At 38.2% G+C, this 24,119-nt stretch carries 17 protein-coding genes, 1 tRNA gene and 2 pseudogenes; 5 read left to right on the forward strand and 15 right to left on the reverse strand.

Features of this window, described 5'->3' with window-relative positions:
- The 7 genes from COD92_RS13760 to COD92_RS13790 form a co-directional block, all read right to left on the reverse strand.
- Positions 1–750, reverse strand: a 750-nt coding sequence (locus COD92_RS13760) for an alpha-L-rhamnosidase N-terminal domain-containing protein (protein ID WP_176541062.1), incomplete at its 3' end; no start/stop codon positions are given.
- 51 nt (positions 751–801) lie between these two features.
- Positions 802–1,800: an alpha/beta hydrolase gene (locus tag COD92_RS13765; protein WP_098527883.1), complete on the reverse strand. Its 999-nt coding sequence runs from the start codon at positions 1,798–1,800 to the stop codon at positions 802–804.
- Between the two features lie 218 nt (positions 1,801–2,018).
- Positions 2,019–3,620, reverse strand: coding sequence for an MDR family MFS transporter (locus COD92_RS13770; protein ID WP_098527885.1), 1,602 nt, complete (start codon positions 3,618–3,620; stop codon positions 2,019–2,021).
- 226 nt (positions 3,621–3,846) lie between these two features.
- A complete protein-coding gene (locus COD92_RS13775; protein WP_255286537.1) occupies positions 3,847–5,289 on the reverse strand; it encodes an MFS transporter in 1,443 nt (480 codons plus the stop codon).
- Between the two features lie 91 nt (positions 5,290–5,380).
- Positions 5,381–7,681, reverse strand: a complete 2,301-nt coding sequence (locus COD92_RS13780) for a glycoside hydrolase family 3 C-terminal domain-containing protein (protein ID WP_098527882.1) — start codon at positions 7,679–7,681, stop codon at positions 5,381–5,383.
- Positions 7,682–8,134: 453 nt separating this feature from the next.
- The gene (locus COD92_RS13785; RefSeq protein WP_098527881.1) at positions 8,135–10,579 is read right to left on the reverse strand and encodes a glycoside hydrolase family 2 TIM barrel-domain containing protein; all 2,445 of its coding nucleotides are present in this window, start codon (positions 10,577–10,579) and stop codon (positions 8,135–8,137) included.
- A gap of 197 nt (positions 10,580–10,776) precedes the next feature.
- Positions 10,777–12,111 carry a family 43 glycosylhydrolase gene (locus tag COD92_RS13790; RefSeq protein WP_098527880.1) on the reverse strand — a complete coding sequence of 445 codons (1,335 nt, stop codon included), beginning with the start codon at positions 12,109–12,111 and terminating at the stop codon, positions 10,777–10,779.
- A 151-nt stretch (positions 12,112–12,262) separates the two neighbouring features.
- On the opposite strand from COD92_RS13790, the gene COD92_RS13795 reads away from it, so the two are divergent.
- Positions 12,263–13,468 (forward strand): helix-turn-helix domain-containing protein, encoded by a 1,206-nt coding sequence (locus COD92_RS13795; RefSeq protein ID WP_176550437.1) that lies wholly within the window; start codon positions 12,263–12,265, stop codon positions 13,466–13,468.
- Between the two features lie 182 nt (positions 13,469–13,650).
- Here the strand turns inward: COD92_RS13795 and COD92_RS13800 are convergent, their stop codons facing one another.
- Positions 13,651–14,829, reverse strand: coding sequence for a glycosyl hydrolase 53 family protein (locus COD92_RS13800; protein WP_176550439.1), 1,179 nt, complete (start codon positions 14,827–14,829; stop codon positions 13,651–13,653).
- 59 nt (positions 14,830–14,888) lie between these two features.
- Positions 14,889–14,990: pseudogene (locus COD92_RS33610) on the reverse strand (carbohydrate ABC transporter permease); the annotation flags it as partial.
- Between the two features lie 346 nt (positions 14,991–15,336).
- Here COD92_RS33610 and COD92_RS13810 point away from each other — a divergent pair.
- Both COD92_RS13810 and COD92_RS33355 read left to right on the forward strand, forming a co-directional pair.
- A pseudogene (locus COD92_RS13810) lies at positions 15,337–15,561 on the forward strand (Arm DNA-binding domain-containing protein); the annotation flags it as partial.
- Complete coding sequence (locus COD92_RS33355; RefSeq protein WP_098527875.1) at positions 15,558–15,665, forward strand: tyrosine-type recombinase/integrase; 108 nt, start codon at positions 15,558–15,560, stop codon at positions 15,663–15,665. The pseudogene COD92_RS13810 and the gene COD92_RS33355, both read left to right, overlap by 4 nt.
- Before the next feature lie 821 nt (positions 15,666–16,486).
- Here the strand turns inward: COD92_RS33355 and COD92_RS13820 are convergent.
- Together COD92_RS13820 and COD92_RS31955 are read right to left on the reverse strand one after the other, a co-directional pair.
- Complete coding sequence (locus tag COD92_RS13820) at positions 16,487–17,470, reverse strand: tyrosine-type recombinase/integrase (RefSeq protein ID WP_098527874.1); 984 nt, start codon at positions 17,468–17,470, stop codon at positions 16,487–16,489.
- Between the two features lie 188 nt (positions 17,471–17,658).
- Positions 17,659–17,755: transfer RNA gene (locus COD92_RS31955), tRNA-Sec, on the reverse strand.
- A gap of 273 nt (positions 17,756–18,028) precedes the next feature.
- On the opposite strand from COD92_RS31955, the gene COD92_RS13825 reads away from it, so the two are divergent.
- A complete protein-coding gene (locus COD92_RS13825; protein ID WP_098527873.1) occupies positions 18,029–18,454 on the forward strand; it encodes a DUF2621 domain-containing protein in 426 nt (141 codons plus the stop codon).
- 91 nt (positions 18,455–18,545) lie between these two features.
- Here COD92_RS13825 and COD92_RS13830 read toward each other — a convergent pair whose 3' ends face one another.
- Both COD92_RS13830 and COD92_RS13835 read right to left on the reverse strand, forming a co-directional pair.
- Positions 18,546–19,025: a CcdC family protein gene (locus COD92_RS13830; protein WP_098527872.1), complete on the reverse strand. Its 480-nt coding sequence runs from the start codon at positions 19,023–19,025 to the stop codon at positions 18,546–18,548.
- Between the two features lie 176 nt (positions 19,026–19,201).
- Complete coding sequence (locus COD92_RS13835; RefSeq protein ID WP_098527871.1) at positions 19,202–19,909, reverse strand: cytochrome c biogenesis CcdA family protein; 708 nt, start codon at positions 19,907–19,909, stop codon at positions 19,202–19,204.
- A gap of 307 nt (positions 19,910–20,216) precedes the next feature.
- Between COD92_RS13835 and COD92_RS13840 the strand changes: the two genes are divergently transcribed.
- Complete coding sequence (locus tag COD92_RS13840) at positions 20,217–20,369, forward strand: aspartyl-phosphate phosphatase Spo0E family protein (protein WP_285857794.1); 153 nt, start codon at positions 20,217–20,219, stop codon at positions 20,367–20,369.
- Positions 20,370–20,406: 37 nt separating this feature from the next.
- Here COD92_RS13840 and COD92_RS13845 read toward each other — a convergent pair whose 3' ends face one another.
- Together COD92_RS13845 and COD92_RS13850 are read right to left on the reverse strand one after the other, a co-directional pair.
- On the reverse strand, positions 20,407–22,200 hold the full coding sequence (locus tag COD92_RS13845) for an ABC transporter ATP-binding protein (RefSeq protein WP_098527869.1): 1,794 nt from the start codon (positions 22,198–22,200) through the stop codon (positions 20,407–20,409).
- A gap of 1 nt (position 22,201) precedes the next feature.
- Complete coding sequence (locus COD92_RS13850) at positions 22,202–23,953, reverse strand: ABC transporter transmembrane domain-containing protein (RefSeq protein WP_098527868.1); 1,752 nt, start codon at positions 23,951–23,953, stop codon at positions 22,202–22,204.
- Between the last annotated feature and the right edge of the window lie 166 nt (positions 23,954–24,119).

Below are 24,119 nucleotides of genomic sequence, written 5' to 3' on the forward strand. Positions count from 1 at the left end.
ACGGATCTTTCCAGTTGTCATCTTCCAGCTTTCATCGGTTTTAATGATTTCTTTTGTTCCATCAGAATAGGTGATGTGAATTTCAGCTAGTGCTGCCACTCGGTCCCCGTAATGGTTTGGAGTACAAGCAAAGCCGAAGATACCTTTATACCATCCGTTTCCAACTGTTATTTCAATCTTATTTTGCTTATGGAGCATATCATCCGCTTGATACGTTTGATACTGGAGCCGCTTTTTATAGTTCGTCCAGCCAGGAGCAAAAAAGGTATCCCCCACTTTTTCTCCATTGATTTTGATTTCATAAACACCTAAAGCGGTAGCGTAAACTCTCACCTTTTTAATCTCTTTTTCAACTTGAAATTCTTTAACAAAAACTGGGCAAGCTGTTTCGTCTGCAGGGAAATCATGTGTAATAAATTCTGCGCTAAAGTTTGTTCCCTTTAACAAACCAGTTTCAAAATGTTCTCTTACTGTCGCCTGATTCCCTTTGTTATCCCATGCCGTTACCTGAACCCGGTACAAAGAGCAAGCATCAAGTTCAATCCCCTCATATTCGACTAACACTGAGGAGCTGCTCTTCCTTTTGCCAGACTCCCAAACAATCTTACCCTCTTTTTCTACAATAATTTGGTATGCAGTCTGTAAAACATTCTGTTCTTCCGATGCTATTTTCCAGGAAAATCTAGGTTTTTTCACATCCAGTCCAATAGGATTTTTCCGATATTCGATACGAAGATCCTTTAAAATCATACAATAACACCCCAGTTTTCAATGATTTGATTTTTTTCTAGTGCCTTTCGTTTAGCCATTAAAAGGAATGGCTCTTAAGCGCATGTCCATTTCCTTCATTTGATCTTCTGAAAGCGGTTCAGGCAAATATTGATTAATGACCTTCATAGAATAAGCTTTTGCACCGTCTGCCATCTCACTCTGTGCAAACGCGGGTAAATATTCAATTATTATTTCTCGGCAATCAGTTTGTTCCAATATTGAGCCAATGGTAACGTCGGTCGAATACTCCTTTACATCCTTTGCATCAGGTATTAGACTTTCCTTGTCCGCAGGAAAATCCCCAAGTACCTTTTGCAACCATGAAATACTTAAATCAAACCATTGGGCAAAGTCTTTATCCACAAAGTATTTCAATCCTGATGATGATAGAGGTTTAGCTAACGAAAGTCCATGTGCTCCTTGTTGGAAAATATGGGATTCAAACGGTATTTTGTTCCTATTTAAAGCCATCATGAAGCAAAGTGTATTTTCAATAGGGACAAGGCTATCTTCAAATGTAGAGAATAGGAAAGCTGGCGGCGTTTGGTGATCCACTTCTTTTTCAAGTGATGGTACTGGGAAAGCCAAAACATCCCCTAACGATGACAAGATACATGGATATCCGAGTATTAATGCGTTTGGTCTGTTTTTTCCCATTGTACCTAATGCAGCTGCCAGATGCCCGCCGGCGGAAAAACCTATTACTGCAATTTTATTAGGATCTGTGTTCCAACTCTTCGTATTTTCCCGGATCATAGTTATCGCCTCTTCCGCATCGGATAATGCTGCTGTAAAAGTTGTTTCTTTTCCAACAGAATATCGAAGAACATAGGCATTATAACCTTCAGCCAGATATGCCATAGCTATAGGTTCTGCTTCTCGGTCAGAGGTACTGTAATACCCACCGCCTGGAAAAATCAACATAGCAGGGCGGGTAGAAATATTACTTAACTCCGTTGAATCGTCCAATAAATAGGCAGTCATTGTTACTCCCTTATTACTGGTTAAATTTACTTTTTCTATCCTCATGATTAGACTCCTTTGATTGGCTACATTTCATTTGACTATCATTTAAAAGATGTTCGTATCTTTATTTGGATTTGAGTTTATTTTATTAACCTTGGAAGCGTTTTTATATTGTAATTTGTACAAAAATAGTACTTTATGAATATCTCTACTAAAATATTTTCCAACTATATAAAAAAGACTCTTGACTCAACACTATATAAACTTGTTAACATCTTTTACTAATGAAACTGCGGGGATTTATTTTTTGATTTCCCCTGTGCTGAAATTTTAATTTTCCCCATATATGGCACCAGAAAAATTCCCAATAAAACGAACCCTATACTGTACATAAAAACCAAATGAAGAGAATCGACGAGCGATTCCTTCATGATAGGGACTATTTTTCCTATCATGATACTGGGTAATTTCGCTAAAGCTTCCGGACTAAGTAGTGCTGAAAAAAGCTGTTGCGGATCCTTATTTATTTGAGATATAATTTGAATCTTTAAAGGGTCTGCTTGTTTTGGCAATTGATCCAAAACAGGAACAAGGTGATGAATTAAATATTGACCAGACCTCTGATTCATGACTGCGCCTAATATTGTCATCCCAAATGTTCCGCCAATTTGCCTAAAAAATGTGCTGGAAGATGTAACAATCCCAAGTTCTGAAGCCGGAAAACTTTCTTGTAATACAATAGTTAAACTTGGCATAATAAGCCCCATACCAATCCCAATGATTAAAGTGTACAGGGAGGCGAATAATTTTGTTGTATGAATGTCCATCATAGCTAGAAAAATAAACCCGATTGCCATAAGTAACAACCCAGAACCCATCTGTATACGCACCCCAGTTTTGTGTATAAACAAACCGGTAATAACGCTAGTCACAATCATGGCAATGGTCATCGGCATCATGATCGTTCCTGACGCGGATGCACTGACCCCAACAATTCCTTGCATAAATAAAGGAACAAACATCATAGCACCAAACATCCCTACACTCATTAAGAAACCGATTCCGTTGGTTACAGTAAAGATTTTATTTTTAAACAAGCTGATTGGGAGAATTGGCTCTCTTGCTTTGCCTTCAATCCAAACAAAGGCTATAAGAGCCAGAATGGAAAAAGTGAAAAGTCCGATGATTTGCCATGATAGCCAAGCGTAATCCTTCCCTCCAAAGGTTAGAGCAAGGAGGAGACCAACAACACCTATCACCATGGTGATAATCCCAGGAATATCAAAAATCACCTCTCCTACCTTGCGATGTCTAGGCAAACCCGCCGCAATTAATATGGTTGCCAAAACCCCGACAGGAAGATTAATATAAAAAACCCATCTCCAGTTCAGTGAATCGACAATCCAGCCACCTGCTTGGGGACCAATAATGCTTGCGACCCCAAAAAGGGAACCGAAAATCCCCTGCCACTTCGCTCTTTGTGCGCCTTGAAACATATCACCAACAATAATAAAAGCCATCGGCATCATAATTCCGCCGCCAATCCCTTGAAAGGCACGAAAAATAATCAGTTCGTTCATTCCCTGAGCCATTCCGCAAAGGGCAGAACCAACAATAAATACTACCAGACCTGTAACATAAATCACTTTTCTTCCTAATAAATCTGATAATTTACCCGCAATTGGGACAATAACAGTGGAGGTTAACATATAGGATGTGGTTAACCAAGCCATTAATCCGAGTCCGCCTAGTTCCCCAACAATACGTGGCATGGCTGTTCCCACAATGGTCCCGTCTAACGCCCCAAATAACATAGCAATAAATAATCCTGCAAGAAGCAAGTTTTGATGCTTAACCTGATTGCTCAAATCTTGTTTATGCATTTCATCTCTTGCGATCAAAGAATCATCCTTTCATAGTTTATTAACACAAAAGGACCGAAACCAAAAAAAGCTGCTTCACTAGTCCTATAATTTCCTTCGGTATTATTATAAGAAATTTGAAAATACAATTATGGTAATATTCGAACATAAATAGTAATATTTATGTTCGAATATCAAAAAAATAAACACCACAGCTTGATTCATTGTGGTGTATATTACTTTTACATCACGCGTTCTTTCTTCGTTCTGCAAGGTCTTTGGCAATTTGAGTTTGCTTGTCCTCGGTAAGGTCAAACCACGCTACACTTGCTGTAAACGCGATTATGATGGCTGGCAAAATACCCATTAGGATTTTAATACCCAAGATGGTCTCGGTGCTTTGGTTTGCTCCCGGTACGTACCCAACAAAAGCTAATGCGCCTGCAGCTATTGAGCCTGATAGTGCAGTTGCAAAAGTTTGCAAAAATCCGAGAAACGAACCCATAAAAGCATTCACATTGATTCCAGACTTCCACTCCGTATAATCCATTGCAGCTGGCATCATTGCACTCTGGGCTGGACTAGCAAATCCACTGAATAAGCTCGCAATTACATTAATAACCAAGAAAATGATCACGCCTGTTGATGTACCCGGAACGACAATTATGGCAGCCATTGATACAACATTCACGATAGCAGATATAAGGACATTAGTTCTAATACCGATAAGTTTCGTAATCTTTGAACTTAACATTGCTCCAATAAAAGTCGGAAGCAATCCGACCATTCCCATGGTTGCCATTAATCCAGGATTATGAAAATAATATTGAAAATAATAAATCATGATACCAGACCGAATGCCGTTAGCTAAATTGTTAGCAAATGTAGAAACATAAACAATAATTGCTGCTTTATTAGTAAATACTGCTACAAACATTTCTTTTAATGAGGTCTTCTTATCATCCTTGCTAGGCTGTACAACATATCTTTCCTTTATATTAAGAAAAGAAAATACCGAGGTAGCTATAGTGATTACAGCAAATACTCCCATTAGGAGTGTGAAACCTTTGGTATCATTCCCCCCACCCAGAGCTTTAACCAAAGGCTGCCCGCCTACCACTACAACCATAGCCCCGATCATGACAAAAATATAACTATAGAAACCAATTGATACTCTATCGTCTACTCTCTTAGTGATGGCAGGAGTGAGGGCAGCCCCTGGTGCTTGGGCTATCGCCATACAAATACTGTAAATGAGATAAGTCAAAGTTGCATATATATACTGTGCGTTATGACCTAAATGTAGATTAGTAAAGGTTAACCATCCGAAAATTGCTGTTGGTACACCTATAATCAAGCTATATGGTCTGTATTTCCCCCAAGGAGTTGTTATTTTATCGACGAATACTCCAAAAACAGGTGCTAAAATCGCGTCAAAAATCCGGGCTACTAAAAACAATCCAGCAACATAAGCGGGGCTAATTTTCATTACATCAGTATAAAAGAAAAGCAAAAACATGGAAATCATTTGAAAGTGGGCTGTCCCTGTCATTCCACCTATGGTTACAGCTGCTTTTTCACGAAACTTAAGTTTTCTATCCTCATTTTGAGTGTTAATATTATTACTGAACTCCACATTAGGTTGATTTGTTACATTCGCCTCTATTGTGCTCTCCTCCTTATGTTGCAACGCTTACATTTTAATAATTTAACAGATCTGGATATGGGGAGGTGAAGACGGACTCCACTTAACTTCACCTCATGCCTATATCTATTTCTATCTATTTATTCACCTGTATAGGTAAATTCTCACTGTCAGTAGCTTTGTTTAATTGGAAGAGCAATCCATTTAACATTTCATAGGTAAAAGCTCCATTGCTGAAAGAAACGAATGCGCGTAGTGGCATATATTTCGCCATTGCATCGACCATTTCAGATTGTTCCCCTTCCGGCTGAGGAAAGCTTTCACTTAACTTTGAAAGGAATTCCATTACAATTGGACCTGCTGTTGGATCTGCCATCATATCCCCTAACGGTGTGTTCTGGGTAAAACTCTTTCTAACTTGAACATTAGAATCTAGATGAATCTTATCTTTTAAAATAATCTCTTGTGATGATTTTCCGATAAGAATTTCGAACTCGCCACTTTCTACATGCCAGTCCTTTAATGAAACATTGTAATAAGCAAAAGCTCTTTTATCTAACACAAAAGTAACTGTCTTTTCTTCACCTGGTTGAAGTGATACCTTATCAAATCCTTTTAATTCTTTTGAGGGTCTAACAACAGTGGACTCCACATCTCTTACATACAACTGAACAATTTCCTTACCCGGAAACATACCTGTATTTTTCACTTTGGCGGTAACGGTTACTGTTTCTGTGTAATTCATTTTTTTCTTACTTAACGATAGGTTTGAGTATTCAAAATTTGTATAGCTTAATCCATAACCGAATGGGAATAAAGGTTGTACTTCTTTAGTGTCATAATAGCGGTATCCGACAAACAACCCTTCCTTATATTCCACTCTGTCGCCTTCCCCTGGGAAGTTCAAATAGGAAGGGTTATCCTTTAAACGTACCGGGAAGGTTTCCGCTAATTTGCCCGAAGGATTAGCCTCCCCAAATAATAAATCTGCTATGGCTCCTCCTGATGCCTGCCCTCCTAAATAACCTTCTAATATTCCTTTCGCACGGTCAACCCAAGGCATTTCTATTGGAGCGCCATTACTAAGGACAATAACCAAATTCTCTTGTTCTTCCGCTACTGCCTTAATTAACCTTTGTTGATTTCTAGGTATCCGTAGATGCTCTCGGTCATAACCTTCAGACTCATACCTGTCCGGTAAACCAACAAATAAAACGGTAACAGTTGACTGCTTTGCTGCCTCCCTTGCTTCTTGCATGAGTTGATTGTTGATTTCATCGTTTTGAAGTTCATATCCTTGAGCATAAATCACTTCTGCCTTACTGCCGGATGTTTTTTCAATCTCTTCAAAAATATTGTCAAGCTTGGTAGGATTAATGTGAGAGCTCCCACCTCCTTGATATCTTGGTGTTTTCGCGAGTTCTCCAATTACAGCGATGGTACCTTCTTTTTTAAGTGGAAGAATACTATCTTCATTTTTTAGGAGAACCATGCATTCACTTGCTACTACCCGTGCCAGCTGATGGTGGGATTCTTTATCATAAACGGCGTTTTCTTTTTTATGTCCGACTGCTTTAAATATTACCGATAACATTCTTTCTACAGCTTGATTTAACTTTTCCTCCGAAAGCTCCCCATTCTTCACCGCCTCTACAATTTTCTGGTCACTCAAACCACCTGTTGGCGGCATTTCAAGATCAAGTCCGGCGGATAAACCGCTCACCCGCTCATTTACCGCTCCCCAGTCAGAAACGACGAACCCTTCAAGTCCCCATTCTTCTTTTAAAATGTTGGTCAGTAAGTATTCATTTTCCGACGCATATTCGCCATTTACCTTGTTATAAGCACTCATAACGGTCCATGGTTGCGCTTTCTTGACAGCCCCTTCAAAACTTGCCAAATAAATTTCTCTTAACGTTCGTTCATCTACGACAGCATCAACAGACATCCGGCGATGCTCCTGATTGTTGGCGGCAAAGTGCTTCAGTGAAGTTCCCACTCCTTGACTTTGTACACCATTAATATGGCTGGCAGCCAGTTCAGAAGATAAATAAGGATCCTCTGAAAAATATTCGAAGTTTCTGCCGCATAACGGGGAACGTTTAATGTTGGCACCTGGTCCTAGTAAGATGGCAACGTCTTCCGCCTGGCATTCTTCTCCTAATGCAATCCCAACCTTCTCAATCAAGTTGCGGTCCCATGAACAGGCTAATCCGGAAGCAGATGGAAAACAGGTAGCTGGAACACTTTCATTGAGTCCTAGATGGTCTGCGCCTTCTTTTTGCTTTCTTAACCCGTGGGGACCATCTGTCATACCAATTGATGGGATTCCCAATCTTTCTATTCCTTTTGTCCTCCAAAAACTAGCGCCTGAACATAAACTAGCTTTCTCTTCTAGCGTCATTTGCGAAATGATTTCTTGAATGTTTATTTGCATAATATTTCTCTCCTTTAATTACTTGTTTCACTCGAGTTGAGATTATTGTATTGTTTTTGAAACCGCTTTTATATTACGATTCGTACAAAAATCGAACTATTTGTATTACTTTCTTTTAAAAAAATTCTCTTTAAGTATATAAGAATAAGAATGCAGGAAGCATTATCTGAGTATGGTTCATTCAATGTTAATTGGATTGAAATCAAACCTGATAATGGAAATAAAAATCCATTCTTTTTCATAACGCTACCATCTAAACAATCAAATATTAAGAATCTTCTTTAACCAGTTATGAGCTAATTCTGTCCAGTAGTTTAACGAACCATTAATCTCTCGTATTTTTTTGTGTAAAGTCGTAAATTATTAAATATTTTCTTATAATTGCTTCAAAAAAAACAGGAATCACAACTGTGATCCTGCTTTTGTACTCCAAATTAATATGAAACGCTTTCCCTACTTCACTGGAATTTCAACTGAGATCGTTTTTAGTCCATCTACGCTAACAGTTAATACAGATGTTCCGGTTTCATAGCCAGCACGGACAATGGCGAGGAGTCTGCCTTTATAGGATGTAAAATCACCTGTCGTATAATTCTCAGTTGCTTGCGGGTTACCAGTTCCAAATGCAGCAAGTGTTGCTGTGCCTTCCACTTGGGCAACAGTTTTCAGTTCAGCAGTTGGAACTAAATTACCTTTCTCATCTATTACTTCAATAACAGCATGAACGAGTGACTGACCGTCTGCCACAAGTTCTTTCTTATCAGGGACAATGCGAATACCAACAGGTTTTCCCGCTGACGTTAGTAAATTGGAAGAAATTTTTTTGCCTCCAGAAAAACTTATGGCTTCCAAAGTTCCCTGTTCATAGCTAAGTTCAAATTGTGCCATTAAACGGTTTTCCTTACCAGCAGGCTTTCTTCCGAGACTTTTTCCGTTCAAAATTAATTCCACTTCTTCTGCAGCTGAGTACACATCAACCTTTACAGGTTCACCTTCATATCCTGTCCAACTCCAGTCATTTTCGCACTCTGGCCATGCCCAACTCCCTAATACTTCAATCTTCCCACTATTTTTAGGATGATGGGATGCGATAAACGTCTCATTAGATCCCCACAAGATTCTTCTGTAAGCAAGTTGTGGACGTTCAAAGCCACAAAGGTCTATGTCAGCTCCCCCAGACAGACGCCACGGATATTTAGACACATGTCTCACTTTCGTTGCAGCGGCAGCTTCTTCTGTACTTTCATAATAGTCGTGTCTTCCAAGACCAGCTTCCCCAATATAGTCATAACTCGTCCAAACAAAATCACCAATCACATGGGGAAAACGCTCAACATCATTCCAGTAATCAAACATATCCATCGGTTTGCTTTCGGTACTGCAAATCACACGGTTAGGATAGTCCTTCAAAGAATTTTCATATTGGTAATTGAGATAGTTATATCCGACCACATCTAATGGAGCAGCAAAAGCTTCTGTGTACTCTCCCCAGATACTTCTTCCAAATTCTCCATCAAAATTGACGATACCTCCTCCTGAATTCTTTGCGTTCTTCATCAGATCCTGGAAAAACTTCGCCTGATCTTCGTCTTCCAGCCCGTTAAAGAAAGAAGGCAGAGAATTGGTAATCGGTCGGGTTGGATCAAGTTCACGTACATAAGTAGCTAGTTTGGCAGCCCATTCATACCCATTTGACATTCCACCCCGCTCAGGAACCTCATTACCGGTAGACCACATGATAACACTAGGGTGATTACGATCACGCACAATGAATGCTTCCATATCCCCTTTCCAATCTTGTTCAAAATATTGACTATAATCATGGGTGTTTTTCTCCATGGTCCATACATCGAATGCCTCGTTAATAACAAGTAATCCCAACCGGTCACACGCATCCAGCAGATCCCTTGACATCGGATTATGAGCAAAGCGAATCGCATTAAAGCCATTATCTTTATGAATCTTCATTTTACGAAATTCACTGTCCTTAAAAGAAGCAGCTCCTAGGATTCCATTATCATGATGGACACAGCCGCCTTTAAGTTTTACCGTTCGGCCGTTCAGCACAAAGCCGTTTTTCGTGTCAACCGAGATTGTTCTTACTCCAAATGATGTGCTATCGCTATCAAGGACGATTTCTTTGTCTGATAACTCAGAAGTGATCTTATAAAGATTTGGGGAATCAATATCCCAAAGATCGGCATTTTCTACTGCAATCTTAACCAGTCCAACTGCCTTTTCTCCTGCAGGTACATGTACCTTAACTCTTCCAAAACCAGCCTCTGTGCCACAGAGGTCTTTCCCTATTTTGATGTCTACCCACACTTGCTTGTCCTCGCCAGTATGATTTTCCACCGTTGTTTCAACCACTAAAAAAGCAGTGCCATTGACCACATGAGAGGTATGAGCATATATTCCCCAAGGGGCAATATGTATTTGCTTAGAAGTAAGAAGGTTCACATGTCGATAAATACCTGAACCAGTGTACCAGCGTGCATTTGGCTGTGCATCGTTGTTAACGGTTACGGCCAGTCTATTTGTTGCTCCAGGTTTTATATAAGGTGTAAGATCAACATGAAACGGACTATAGCCGTAATGATGTCTTGCCACCACATGTCCATTTAGAGTAACTGTTGGGTTCATATACACCCCGTCAAATTCTACTAAAACTCTTTTATTCTTAAAATCTTCTGGAATATCGAGCATCTTCGTATACGTCCCGACTCCTCCGCCATAATAGCCCGTATGTTGCCCACCCGGTGCCTCAGGATTGGTATCTGTTTCAATGGTAAAGTCATGCGGGAGATTCACGATTTTCCCTTTTTGGCCATACCCCGGTATCATGAACGGTTTTCCGTTAATAAACTCCCAAGCTTGATCAATATTTTCTCTTAACATATAAATCCTCTCCCCTATTAATATCCTGGCTTCTAATAGTTTCAATAGATATTTTTATTTTCAAATCTATAATTACACAACGGTGCCTTCAACAATATGGTAAATTAGTTTTTTTTGGTATTATTTATACATTATCTAATGAGGAGTTAATAACAATGAGCACTGACTCTGGATTAACCGATAAAATCATCATACATTTATTTAAAGGAAAATGAATGAATTTCCAAATCATTCACTTTATTAAACTTTAATTTTATTTCATGCTTACCATATGACCTCTGAAATGAAGAGGAGGTCATTTTTCCATTTTTAAGTATGACACTCCCGGAGGCATTTTCTTCATCATTTAGGTATATTTTAATTTCCCCACTGCCAGTTCCCTCAATTGAGATATAATTTACTGGTCTTTTCCATTCTACATATCGATAGATAGCTTCATCTCCGTCCCTCATGCCTGTTAAGACTTCTCCGTTATTTTTTGAAGGAGCAATGTAAACACTCCCAGATAGCTGGCAAGCTCGAAATGCTTCAATTGTTTCATGAATACCAAATGGTTTTCCGGCACCTTGTGATGTCATAGGAACTTCCAGTATGCCCCCATCCTCGCTAAAGATTATCGGTTCTATGCAAAGTCTGCGTTTTTGTGGACTGTTCCGAGAACTTCTGTGATAGAATACATACCATTGTCCATTCACTTCTTCGACTGAGCCATGATTATTCCAACTTTGCGGATCACATCCATCGTTATCAATTATTACTCCCTTGTATTCAAATGGTCCAAGAGGGGATTTACTTGTTGCGTAAGCCAAGGATGTCGGTTTGCCTCGTACCATACTGGAGTATACAAAATAATAGGTATCACCACGTTTTCGTAATGAACTGCCTTCGTGAAAATAATGTTCTTCTTCCGTAACAAGATTATTTACAATTGTTCCTTCTTCAAACTCCACCATGTTTTCTTTTAATTTAGCGCCCTTTGCATAGAATTGCCCCCAATAGAAATAAGATTGCCCATCGTCATCAATTAAAACAGCTGGATCAATTCCTCCACACGGCAACTGGATTGGATTATTAAATGGTCCTTCCGGTTTATCTGCTATAGCAACCCCTTCGCTATCATTTGCCATACAGAAATATAAATAGTATTTTCCATTCTTATGGATTGCATCTGGGGCAAACAAAATGTCATCAGGTGTCTTAGAAACTTCTTCCTTCTCATTTATTGCCGCCAGTTCATACAATTTTTTTAAGAATGGGGTTGGTTTTGACCAATTGAATCCAGGATATTTGGGAGCATCCTCATCAAAAATCCATGGGACTTTACTTGAATCAAAGGATATTCCATGATCTACCCAATCGACCATATTGTCCGAAGAAAATACACGATACTGCTTACTACAAAAAATATTCTCCTCTTGATCCCAAGAACCGTATACATACACTCTCCCATCTGGCATAACATGTGCCTCCGGGTCAGGAATGTGTATGTCTGGTGGCAAAACTGGATTTCTGCATTCTTTATATTCTTTCATTTGATTCAGTCCCTTGACTTAATGTAATTTACTTTATCTTCTATTCACTCGAGTTGTGAGTATTATATTGCTTTTGAAACCGTTTTTATGTTATGATTTGCACAAAAATCGAACTATCTGTACTTTTATTTTAATAACGAAGGTGATTATGATGAAAATCGAAAACATAGAGTATATTTGCAGACTAGTATTTGAATCCTGTAAAGTTCCTGTTACCTTTTTCAATCAAAATGATGAAATAGTCATTGAATTTCCAAAGCCCCCTATTCAAAATCCAATTATTTCGGATAAAAAAGAACGGTTTATACAACTTATATGTACAGACGCTCCCTCCGATTTTCCTGTTCTAAAGACAACTAACTATTTAGAAAATTACCTTATTATCACTCTGCCAACTGGCTCTTTTATTGCAGGACCTTGTCTTTATAAAGCGATTTCAGATGATCTCATAACAGGCATCTTGAACGATAATAACCTTAGTAATATGTATAAAAACGTTTTAATCTCTTACTACCAACAGTTACCGACTATGAGTCAAATAAAATTTATGCATACCGGTTTATTAATTTATTACATGATATTTCAGCAGAAATTAGATGTCGGGGAAGTTATACAAAAAAATGTCCTTGTCCAAAATAATTTCGATGTTCAAAAGACTGTTGATGCAAATTTAAGTGTCAACCGCCAAAATATCTCTCTTCATCACGATCCTGCATTTGAAAAACATATTCTACAAGCCATAAGAGAAGGACGCATGGAAGTATTATCCGAATATACCACCTTACATCCTCCGGAGGGAATTGGGGTCTTATCAAAGAAAAGTCAATTAAGGAATGAAAAAAATTTAGCTATATGCGGCATTTCACTCTTTACTCGGGCTAGCATAGACGGAGGGCTTCAACCAGAATTGGCTTATACCATGAGTGATTTATACATTCAAAGAATAGAAGATGCGACATCAGTTGGCGACATTAATAATTTAACCTCTAAAGCATTTATTGAGTTTTGCGACCGAGTACGTCAACGGAAACAGCATCAATTTTCCAACCCCGTATTAATTTGTCAGGATTATATCTTTAACCATATTTATGAAAAAGTTACAATAGCGGATCTTGCGAAATTGGTCCATCTTAATCCCGCTTACCTATCACGTTTATTTAAAAATGAATTGGGAATCCCTCTGGGAGATTATATTCAAAGAGAGAAAGTCGAGGAAAGTAAGAAGTTATTAAAAAATTCAACACACACACTTCTGGAAATCTGCTCTTTACTTAATTTTAATGATCAAAGTTATTTCATAAAAGTATTTAAAAAGTTTACCGGTACCACTCCAAAGCAATTCAAAAATACTATATAAAAATTGCCGGAAGTAATCCTCACTCACCAAATGATGACGGTACAAAACAAAAACCAGGGGTTACGCAAAAACGCCCCTTGGTTCAATAAAATCGGCTTGTTTACTAAGGTAGTGATTATTCTTTTGGTCAACATCTCAAAATTTGAAAACTCAGTTGCAGAAACGAATTTAGTGGATAAGTATTAAGGGGATTCGCTTATTTGGTTGAAAACATCCATAACTGGTTTCGCAGTAGCAATCTTTCCCGACAAATCGAGCGAAAACATCGACATTGGTTCCCAATCTCCTACCAAATCTGGACCCCATGGTCGAATACCGCATACTCCATTCTTTTTGGACCACGTGATAAAATCTGCAGTGAATCTAGCCTGATCCTCTGGCGTCACCTCATAACCAGGAATAGGATGATCCCAGTCTTTGAACGGTCCAGATTTCATCCTTTCTGAAGGATACGAATATTCCGCAATAAATACCTGCACACCCAATTGTTGATGGACTGTTTCAATCATTTTCTTTACGTTTCCAACAGGGTCATGAATATATGCAGCAACGGAAGTCGGATAAAAACTGATTCCGACATGGTCAAATTCAAAGCCATTTTCTTTCAATGTCCTGAAATATGTCGTGATGTAATACTCGGTACAAACAGATGTCGTAATATGAGTAGAGAATTTTGCCTTGGGGGCAACTTTCTGTATCCCCTTCGCCAACGCTGCCATCATATGTCCGTTATGACACCATACATTCCCCGTAAGCCAATCTGCCCCAAGCTCCGGCAACAAGTACATTTCCTCTGCTTTTTTGTTTTCAAGCGCAGGATTTACTGCTGTTTTAAGACCAAGATTCACCCCTCCAAAGCCGTAATTTGCCTCATTACCTAAATTCCAATAATCTACAACACAGCCCGTAGATAGAATTTCGCCAGCGACCAACGAACCATATTGCTCCAAAACTTCATTCATTTCCTGAAGCGAATATTCAGCCCATGGCTTATTTGGCTTTGAAATTTCAGGATAATCCTTAAAATCTGGTGCTTCCTGAACGCCAAAATCCATGTACGTATAGGCAAGCATGATTTCAGGATTTATAGGTATCTTCAGTTTGGCTGCAACCCTACAATAATCCAAGCTCTTCTCCAGGTTATGAACCCGGGCATGATAAGGACTCCCAGAACCAGCATTGCCATCGTTGTGCCTTTTGGTACTAATTCTCACATACATCTCCGTTGCACCTGCATCGATATACATCTTCATTAGGTCCTCAGGATTTCTCGCAATCATGTCTCCATGTTTATAAATGATCCCTTTATTGAAATAGTCTTGTATTCCTTGCCCCAACGATAATGCTACTCTAAAAGTCATCATAAAATCCTCCCACTTTTTTTGTCAAAATTCTTTTGAGCCTTAACTATGGGAAGACTTTATTCTTTAACTGCCCCAATGACAATTCCAGCTGCAAAGAACCTTTGCAAAAATGGATAAATCAATAAGATTGGTAATGCACCAATGACGATTTGAGCTGACATAAGAGCTTGGAAATTGGTCTGTGCCAGTTCTTTTACATTATTTCCGTTAATATCTGGCATCGTAATCATCGATTTTAAATAAGTGGCTAATGGAACGTGGTTTGGCAAAATTAGTTTAAAAATTGGTTCTATTTCATTATAAAATCCTTACCTATTATATAATAATATTGTCGGTCGGTAACTTATAAACAAATTAATGGCCTAATTCTAGAGGAGGTAAAGTAAGTGCCGGTTTATAAGTACATTATTAATAAAGAAGAAAATTTATCAAAACTACCATGTGGGTCAAATCATCCGTGGGTCTATTAAAAAAGAAGGATACACCTGAAGTGTTCGGTATAATGCAGGCCGGGACCCAATCACAGGTAATCGAAAGCAAAAGAAAAAACGAGGCTTCAAAACGAAGAAAGATACCGAAAAGTTTCTCAATGAGCAATTGAATGCCATTGAAAAAGGGACCTATTTTGAACCAAAAGATATTACCCCAAGCGAATATTGGGATTATTGGTTGGAAAATTACGCAAAACCTAATTTAGCGCAAAGAACGATTGAGGATATAACTATATGATCGCACAACATATTAAGCCCTCATTAGAAAGCATTAAAGTTTCACAGTTGCAGCCCTATCATCTGCAAGAGTTTATGCCCAAAAGCTCTCAATCGAGAAACTAGATAGTGGTGGACTCTCTGCGACGTCGGGTTAAACACTAACCATCGTTAATTTCTAAGGTATTGAATGACGCATTAAAATTGCAATTCATAGTTCGGAATGTTGCTCAAGCTGTATCTCCACCAAAAACGAAGAAGCAGGAAATGCAAATTTGGGATAATGAACAAGTTAAAGCTTTTTTAAATGCAGCAAAAAGATCCGTCTATTATTCCATTTATTTACTACTATCTATACAGGGATGAGACGTGAAGTAGTATTAGGGCTCCGCTGGCAAGATGTTGATGCTGAGAATAAAGTCATCTATGTGCACCAATTATTTTCAGTCATCCAGAAGAAGCGGAGCTGTGACGGCACCTTCTTAAACCTAAATCAGTGAAAGCAGGTCCATATCAATAACAACAAGTGTAGTAAAAGAATTGAAAAAGTTTATAAACAGGAATTTGGAAACAAATTATTACTTGGTCAAGACTACCACTATTATGATTTAGTTTTTTGCACAAAAGAACGGCAACCCAATTCAGCCATCCGAACTAGCTAATAATATCGTAAAATCATAAGTCGAACCAACTTGGCTTATATCTGGTTTCGGGATCTAAGACACTCCCATGAGACTTTTATGCTGCAGTAAGATACTCTAAATTATTTAAGGGGGTGGGCTCAGAAAGATTTAATATATCTTAAAATCTATCCCAATTTCCCCCTTAGAAAAATATTAAAAATCTTGCCATAAAGGGTGTCTAGTCAGGAGAATATTAATTATTCCGATTAATCTCTATTCCGATTAACTTATTGATAACATATTAGAAAATAAAACCCAATTTCTTTAACGTCTTCCGAAAATACTATTTAAAGGTGAGAAGGAGTTGTGCTGTCTTTTTACATCAGAATCGGTCATCTGTATATATTTTCGAACCATACTCATATCAGAATGACCCAGTATTTTTTGTAAAGAAAATGGATCGCCGCCATTCATAATATAAAATAGTGCACCTGTATGTCTAAAAGTGTGAGGCGATACTCTTCTATTAGAGATACCAGCCATTTCACCTAATTCTGTTAGTCTTCTTCTCCATGTATTACTAAGAATTTCTCTTCCATCATACGAAACAAATAGATATTCAATGCCGAAGTCGTCCGACTCCCTCATATATTCTTCAAGAAGTTTAATTGTTTTTGTTGATATTGGTACACTTCTACTACGCTTCGTCTTAGTTTCATGTGGTTCCAATTTGATATACCCACTCTTTAAATCAACATTACTTCTCCTCATATTAAGAAGTTCTGATATTCTAACCATTGTATCTAATAATACATATATCATCACTTTATCTCTAAATCCAACAAACCTTGAATCATCAATTTGGTTCAGTAGTGCTTTTATTTCTGCTGGTGTAAAGGATTGTATTTCATCTTCAGGAGCTTTAATGGGCTTGAATTTTTCGTGTATAGGTATTTCAATCCATCCTTCTTGATAACAATGTCGCAAGAAAGGACGATTGGTTCTGATACGTACATTAACAGTAGTTGGTTTTAAACCTTGCTCATTAATCATATAACCGATATAATTTCGAAACAACTCAACCGTAACACCATCGTTTGGAACATCTCCTCCTAAGTAATCATTAAGATAATGAAAATGTTCATAATAGCCTTGGATTGTAGGCTTTGCTAAACCCTCAGTTTGTTTGAAGGCCATAAATCGCTCAAACATTTCAAACAGAGTCATTTTTTGTTCAGTTTGCTTGAACCTTTTAATACTCTGTGTACTTCTTGAACCTTTTCGTTGAGTTTTCCTTACCGTTTGCATAAAAAAATCCACCTTTCTATTAAGAATTTGGTGGATTTGACACACTAGTACACACAAAATCAGTCGCACTAGTACTATGTAATTTTTAGAAAAAATACTGGTGACTTTTCACTTTCAACTCACTGCTCTAACAGCCGGTCAAACCGTACCTAAAAACAGTCGAAACCCTTGATATCATTGAGTTTGGTTGGCGGGACTGCGTGGGAATCGAACCCACCAGACCTGGCACGCAGGTCTCAAGCAGTTTTGAAGACTGTGGAGGACACCAGTACCCCATTCAGCCCCATATGAATAAAAGATCATGTGTAAAACTATTATTTTCAAAGTTCAAATTACACACGAACTAATTACTATCCTGATATCATATTACAATGGAAATAGTATTAAATCAATCAATCCGTCTTATTTATCATTTTTCCGACATGGATTTCATTTCCCAATACAGGCTTAATAAACCATGGAAAATACGTGATTAAAAGCAAAATTGTGGCGAATTCTTGTCATCTGCCCCCGAAAAAGACTATAATAGATAATAATATCGTTTTGTAGGTGAAAAATATGCTTCAAGGTTGGTTTCTATGGTTTATCCTATTTTGGGTAGTCTTTTTAATAGGTGCCTTTTCAATTGGTGGCTTTTTTATGTTCCGAAAGTTCCTTAAAAAAATGCCAAAAGAAGATGGCAAGTCCGTCATGGATTGGGAAGAGCATTTTGTGAATGAATCCCTCCACCTCTGGGGTCCTGAAGAAAAAGCCCTCTTAGAAGATTTAGTCAGCCCTGTTCCGGAACTCTTTCGTGATGTAGCAAAGCACAAAATTGCTGGAAAAATTGGTGAACTAGCCATAAAAGAAAATGCCACTCAAATAACAGAAGAACTAGTCATTCGCGGCTATATTCAAGCAACACCGAAACGGGATCATAAATTTTTACGTAAAAAGTTGTTTCAAAATCAAATTGATGTTAAACCATATGAACATTTATTCTAAACCGCCATCTAGGCGGTTTTTTATTATTAATAAATTACGTTCCCTATCTTACATAAGAAAAACACTGACCCCTTATGAGTCAGTGTTTTTCTTATACCATTTTTATATTATGAAGCTCCCTATAGAGTTTCATATAAGAGCGGTACATCGCAACACGCCACGGAACAATCATGCTGAAGGCCAGCAGGAAGAACATGCCGCTTAGCTGTCCGATATCAATCGTACTACTTAATATTCCTTTTAAAATTAAACGTACCACTAATAATCCAACTAATATAAAAATAAACGCCTTTGATCTTTTCAAATAAATATCATTATCTCGAATTTCAAAGTTTGACGTTTTAATCAATAGGATCGAGAAAAGCATACCAACAATGATTGCCTCACCTATTTCCATTGGCGTTAATCGAAATTCCGGTACCACATACATTAATGCTCCAGTCGACATAAAAAAAGGCGGCAGGATAATTTTTTTCACATTAGTCGGTTTCTTGGCCGCTTTCATACGAACAAACAGAGCGAGAGAGCCCATAATAACAGCTCCGATGGAAGAAACAACAACGTAGTTCATTGGATTCATTCATCCCTTATCTAATTATTTACTCAACCATTATATCTCAAATGATGTATTTTGAGAAAAAATAATCACTGTTTACAACATTAAAATATTTTAATGTTGAAGGTAATCATACAATAGCTGGAAAGCTTGCTGAACTTGCAAACTACCATATTAGTACTAAAAAAGATTTAAAATCCAGTAAACCCGCCAAACATTCCTTGAAAAATGGTAATAATTTTGGTCATCCAGTCAAAGAATAGTACAATCCCCATGACAATCATGATATAACCACCGATTTTCATAATCTTTCCGCTGTGTTTTTTGATCCACTTCATCCGGCCGACGAAGAACGATAGGATCAAAAATGGAATCGCAAAGCCAAGGGAGTAAGCAAGCATATATAACACGCCTGAACCTGGATTTGATGCAGCAAGAAGAATGACGGATGAAAGAATTGGACCCGTACAAGGTGTCCAGCCTGCGGCAAAGGCCATACCGATTAAAACCGAACCAATATACCCTGATGGACGGTTTTTGAATTCAATACGGCGGTCTCTCATCATAAATTCTGGTTTAAATACACCCACAATCATTAATCCGAATAGGACAATAAATATTCCGCCTAACTGACGAATCAAATCTTTATAGGATAAGAAAAACTGGCCAATAAACGAGGTTCCAAAACCAATAGCGATAAAAATAATTGAAAAACCTAATAAGAAAAATAATGTATGCAGTAAGCTTCGCTTTTGCAGCATGGCATTTTCATCTCTTAATTCTCCAACAGACATTCCGGTTATGTATGAAAGAAAGGCTGGGTATAGCGGCAAACAACAAGGAGAAATAAAACTCAGAAAGCCTGCCCCTAAAGCTAAAAATAGATTTACATCTGACATGTATTTAACACTCCCACTATAGTCGATACTCCTTCATTCTAACAAAGATGATCACTAAATGATAATGGTTAACGTGAATATTTTGTGTCTCGATATTCACAAGTCAATAAATAGTAATTTTTTCAAATTGGGATGAATAAATAAATTGGGTTTTTTCTTACAAATTTCTTTGAAGTAATTTACAATATAGGTTATACTAGTAAAACAATGCCCTTTTAATAGGCAATAGACTCTTCTTTTTTACTAAAAAATTTTAGGAGTTACTCCGGAAAGGACTTCGGCCGTGCTGAAACAAGATCTTATAACTATGATAGAAACAAAGCGAGCTGAATTAATTCAAGTCGCAACAACAAACGGCTTGACATCCTCCGTTGCAATTCGCTATAGTCAGGAACTTGATAAATTATTAAACGAATATAATAAAATATATATTAAAAAAGTTCCAACAACCGCGTTATAATAAGAGAGCCTGGCAATTGATGCCAGGCTTTTTTCTATTAATTCACAACATCCTCCACATGTTCAAGTACTCCATTTTGCAGCAGGAACATTTTATGATATAGTCCGCCAAGGGCAAGAAGTTCTTGGTGCGTACCCCGCTCCACAATCTCACCTTGGTGCAAGACAAGGATTAAATCAGCATCTTGTATCGTTGACAATCGGTGGGCAATCGCAATCGTTGTTCTGCCTTTTCGCATCTTTGCCAAAGCAGTTTGAATCATTTCTTCCGTTTCCGTATCAATATTGGCCGTCGCTTCATCAAGCACTAATATTTTAGGATTGGCCGCAATCGTTCTTGCAAAAGCAACCAATTGACGCTGACCGCTTGAAAAAGTAGAACCCCTCTCCACTACCTTATGCTCATATCCATTTTCCAGTCTTTCAATAAACGGATGGGCTTGAACAAACTTGGCAGCCTCTTCTATTTGTTCATCCGTAAGATCTTGGTTATGAAGACGGATATTATCTTTTACCGTCCCGAAGAATAGAAATGGATCCTGAAGGACAAGGCCCATTTTATCCCTTAACTCGGGCTTTGTGTACTGACGAATCGATTCCCCATCAATTAATATCTCACCGCGTTCGAACTCATAAAAACGCATCATCAAATTAATAATTGAGCTCTTTCCGCTTCCAGTATGGCCAACTAATGCAACTGTTTCCCCCGGATTGGCTGTAAAGGAAATATTCTTTAAAACATCCTGTTCTCCATCATAGGAGAAGCTGACATCCTTAAAATCAATCTTACCTTCCACAATGGAAATACTCTTCTTCAGTGGTTGTGCTGGAGCTAATTCCTCTTCATCTAATAATTTAAACACACGGGAACCGGCCACGATGGCTTGCTGGTATAACGAAAGCCTCATCATCATTTGATTGACTGGTTCAAAGAAACGGTCTAGGTAATTGATAAATGCGTAGATCAAACCAATTTCAACACTATGTCCAAAGGAAGTGCTCCCAAAGTAGCTTAGGACAATAATCAGTGCAAAAATATAAATAAGGTCAATTGCTGGTCTTAATAGTAAACCATCAATCTTTATATTTTTCATCCCGGCTTTATAGTGCTTTTGATTGATATCACCAAACTCTTGACGAAGGCGTTTTTCTTGGCGAAAGACTTGAATGATTGACATGCCGGAAAGCGATTCGGCCAGCTTTGCATTTAATTGGCTCAATCGTTCACGCATATCCAGATAAAAACGTGAGCTTAACTTTCTATATAAATTCATGACAAACAACAAAATAGGCAGAATAATCACACATAACAGAGCTAACTTCACATCTAAGATAAACATAGCAATAAAGATACCTGTTAGTAAGAATCCACTCTGGATAAATGTCGCAATTACGGTGACAAACATATCCTTTATTGCTTCTGTGTCGTTTGTTACCCTTGAAACAATACTGCCCGCTGGAGTCTTGTCAAAATATTTTAAACCTAGTGTTTGTACTTTGGAAAAGACATCAATTCGAAGCTGCTGGATAATATAGAGAGCGATTTCCTGGAATTTGACTAATTGAAAGAACATGAGAATCGCTTTGATGACTTGAATCCCCATGTAAATCGACCCAAGTATTATTAAGGGCTTAAACTCAAGTTTACCTGGTGTTAAATAATCATCAATAAAGACTTTTACGATTAACGGGAGCACGATATCGCCTACGGTCGTAAGTAAAAGAAGAACAAATGCAATGGTGATGATTTTTTTGTGCGGCTTGGTATAGGAAAGAAGACGAAATAAGACCTTTCTTTGTTCACGTTCTGACAGTTGTGTTTTTTCCTCCATATTAATGTCCCCCATGTTCGACCAGCTCTTCTAATTGCTGGTGTAAATACATTTCCTTGTACCATCCATCTTGTTCCATTAATTCTCCATGTCTTCCTTTCTCCACGATTTTCCCATCATCAATGACGAGAATCAGGTTGGCATGCTGAACCGCACTTAACCGATGAGAGGTAATAATTGTCGTTTTTCCGTCCCGATTTTGTCTCAATGAAGAAAGGATCGCTTCCTCTGTTTTTGCATCGACAGCTGACAAGGAATCATCCAACACTAGTACCTCTGGATTCATCAGCAGTGCACGGGCAATCGAAATCCTTTGTTTTTGCCCACCTGATAAGGAGACACCCCGTTCTCCGACAACCGTTTGATACCCATGGGAAAATCGGAGAATGTCGTCATGAATATTGGCAAGTTTTGCTGCTTTTTCGATTTCATCACTTGAAATATCTGGGTTTGTAAAAGCTATATTCTCGGCAATTGTTGCAGAAAATAGGAAATGATCCTGGGGGACATAGCCAATAGCTTCCCGAAGTTTTTCAAGTTTATATGCATGGAGCGGTTTACCGCCAAAAAGGATTTCCCCTTTATAGCCCTCAAATTCACGGATTAGCAACTTTAATAGCGTTGTTTTCCCAGAACCGGTTTTCCCAACAATTCCAAGTGTCTCGCCTTTCGCCAGCGAAAAAAATATTTCTTTTAAAATTGGTTTTGTTTCGCCTGGATAAGTGAATTCATTAATCTTATATTCAATATCACCCATTGGCATAATGCTTAAAGCATCTTTATCATCCTTGATTTCTACCTTTTCTCGTAAAAGAGCAGCCACACGGTCGTATGAGGCACGACCTCGTTCCACGATATTAAACAGCCAGCCAAATGCCAGCATGGGCCATACTAAAAGGCCTAAATAGGTAGTAAACGAGATTAATTCACCAATGGTCAACTCTCCATTGAGAACATATTTTGCTCCAAACGCAATCGACAGAAAAAAGGAGATTCCGACAATGATAGAGATGGTAGGATCATAGAGGGAATCGATTTTTGCTACGACAATATTTTTTTGCACTACATCTACCGAAAGCTTGCGGAAGTCTTCTATATCTTCTTGTTCCTGGCCAAATGTCTTAATGACCTTAATCCCGGAAATACTCTCCTGTGTTTTGTCGTTTAGAGAGGAAAAGGACTCTTGCGCTTTATGAAAACTTTTATGTAACATCGTTCCGAACCAACTGGTCAACATCGCCATAATCGGCATAGGAATTAAACAAATTAATGTCAGCTTCCAGCTGATCGTAAACGCCATTGCGATAATGACAAATCCACCTGTAGAAAGTGAGTCTACAAGTGTTAAGACCCCTGCCCCCGCTGTTTGCTGTATTGCAGATAGGTCATTGGTAGCGTGGGCCATGAGATCCCCAATGCGGCTCTTTTGGTAAAAGGACGGAGACATCGTCGTAAAATGGCTGTATAAGCGATCACGAAGGATTCTACTTAGCTTGACAGATGAACCAAAGATCATAATTCGCCAGTAATATCGAAGAACATACATCGATAGTCCCACTGTCATTAACACCACGACCCATTTGATTAACATGCTTGTTGTAATGGTTCCTTCATGAATGCCATCTGCGATGATTCCGATTACTTTGGGAGGAATTAATTGGAGCAAGGCTACAAATAATAAAATTAAAACCCCGGATATGTACGCTTTTTTCTCTTGTTTAAAAAACCAGCCTAATTCTATAAATACCTTCAAATAAACACCCCCAAATACAAAGCGAGCCCTTTGTTTAATGGTTTATTCTTCGAATACCGAGGTACCTATTTTATCAAATTTTTACAAAATAATAAATACTTTGAAATAAATCATTACGTTTAAAAAAAAGCACCCACATCATATGATGAACTGTAACCCATAAAGT

This window comes from Bacillus sp. AFS037270 (assembly GCF_002585305.1).

Excerpts from the sequence above, each read along its gene's own strand:
- COD92_RS13835 (WP_098527871.1), bottom strand. The coding sequence starts at position 19,909 with ATGTCAGATGTAAATCTATTTTTAGCTTTAGGGGCAGGCTTTCTGAGT.
- COD92_RS13795 (WP_176550437.1), top strand. The coding sequence starts at position 12,263 with ATGAAAATCGAAAACATAGAGTATATTTGCAGACTAGTATTTGAATCC.
- COD92_RS13800 (WP_176550439.1), bottom strand. The coding sequence starts at position 14,829 with ATGACTTTTAGAGTAGCATTATCGTTGGGGCAAGGAATACAAGACTAT.
- COD92_RS13780 (WP_098527882.1), bottom strand. The coding sequence starts at position 7,681 with ATGCAAATAAACATTCAAGAAATCATTTCGCAAATGACGCTAGAAGAG.
- COD92_RS13840 (WP_285857794.1), top strand. The coding sequence starts at position 20,217 with ATGATAGAAACAAAGCGAGCTGAATTAATTCAAGTCGCAACAACAAAC.
- COD92_RS13825 (WP_098527873.1), top strand. The coding sequence starts at position 18,029 with ATGCTTCAAGGTTGGTTTCTATGGTTTATCCTATTTTGGGTAGTCTTT.
- COD92_RS13820 (WP_098527874.1), bottom strand. The coding sequence starts at position 17,470 with ATGCAAACGGTAAGGAAAACTCAACGAAAAGGTTCAAGAAGTACACAG.
- COD92_RS13785 (WP_098527881.1), bottom strand. The coding sequence starts at position 10,579 with ATGTTAAGAGAAAATATTGATCAAGCTTGGGAGTTTATTAACGGAAAA.
- COD92_RS13845 (WP_098527869.1), bottom strand. The coding sequence starts at position 22,200 with ATGGAGGAAAAAACACAACTGTCAGAACGTGAACAAAGAAAGGTCTTA.
- COD92_RS13830 (WP_098527872.1), bottom strand. The coding sequence starts at position 19,025 with ATGAACTACGTTGTTGTTTCTTCCATCGGAGCTGTTATTATGGGCTCT.
- COD92_RS33355 (WP_098527875.1), top strand. The coding sequence starts at position 15,558 with ATGATCGCACAACATATTAAGCCCTCATTAGAAAGCATTAAAGTTTCA.
- COD92_RS13790 (WP_098527880.1), bottom strand. The coding sequence starts at position 12,111 with ATGAAAGAATATAAAGAATGCAGAAATCCAGTTTTGCCACCAGACATA.
- COD92_RS13770 (WP_098527885.1), bottom strand. The coding sequence starts at position 3,620 with ATGCATAAACAAGATTTGAGCAATCAGGTTAAGCATCAAAACTTGCTT.
- COD92_RS13765 (WP_098527883.1), bottom strand. The coding sequence starts at position 1,800 with ATGAGGATAGAAAAAGTAAATTTAACCAGTAATAAGGGAGTAACAATG.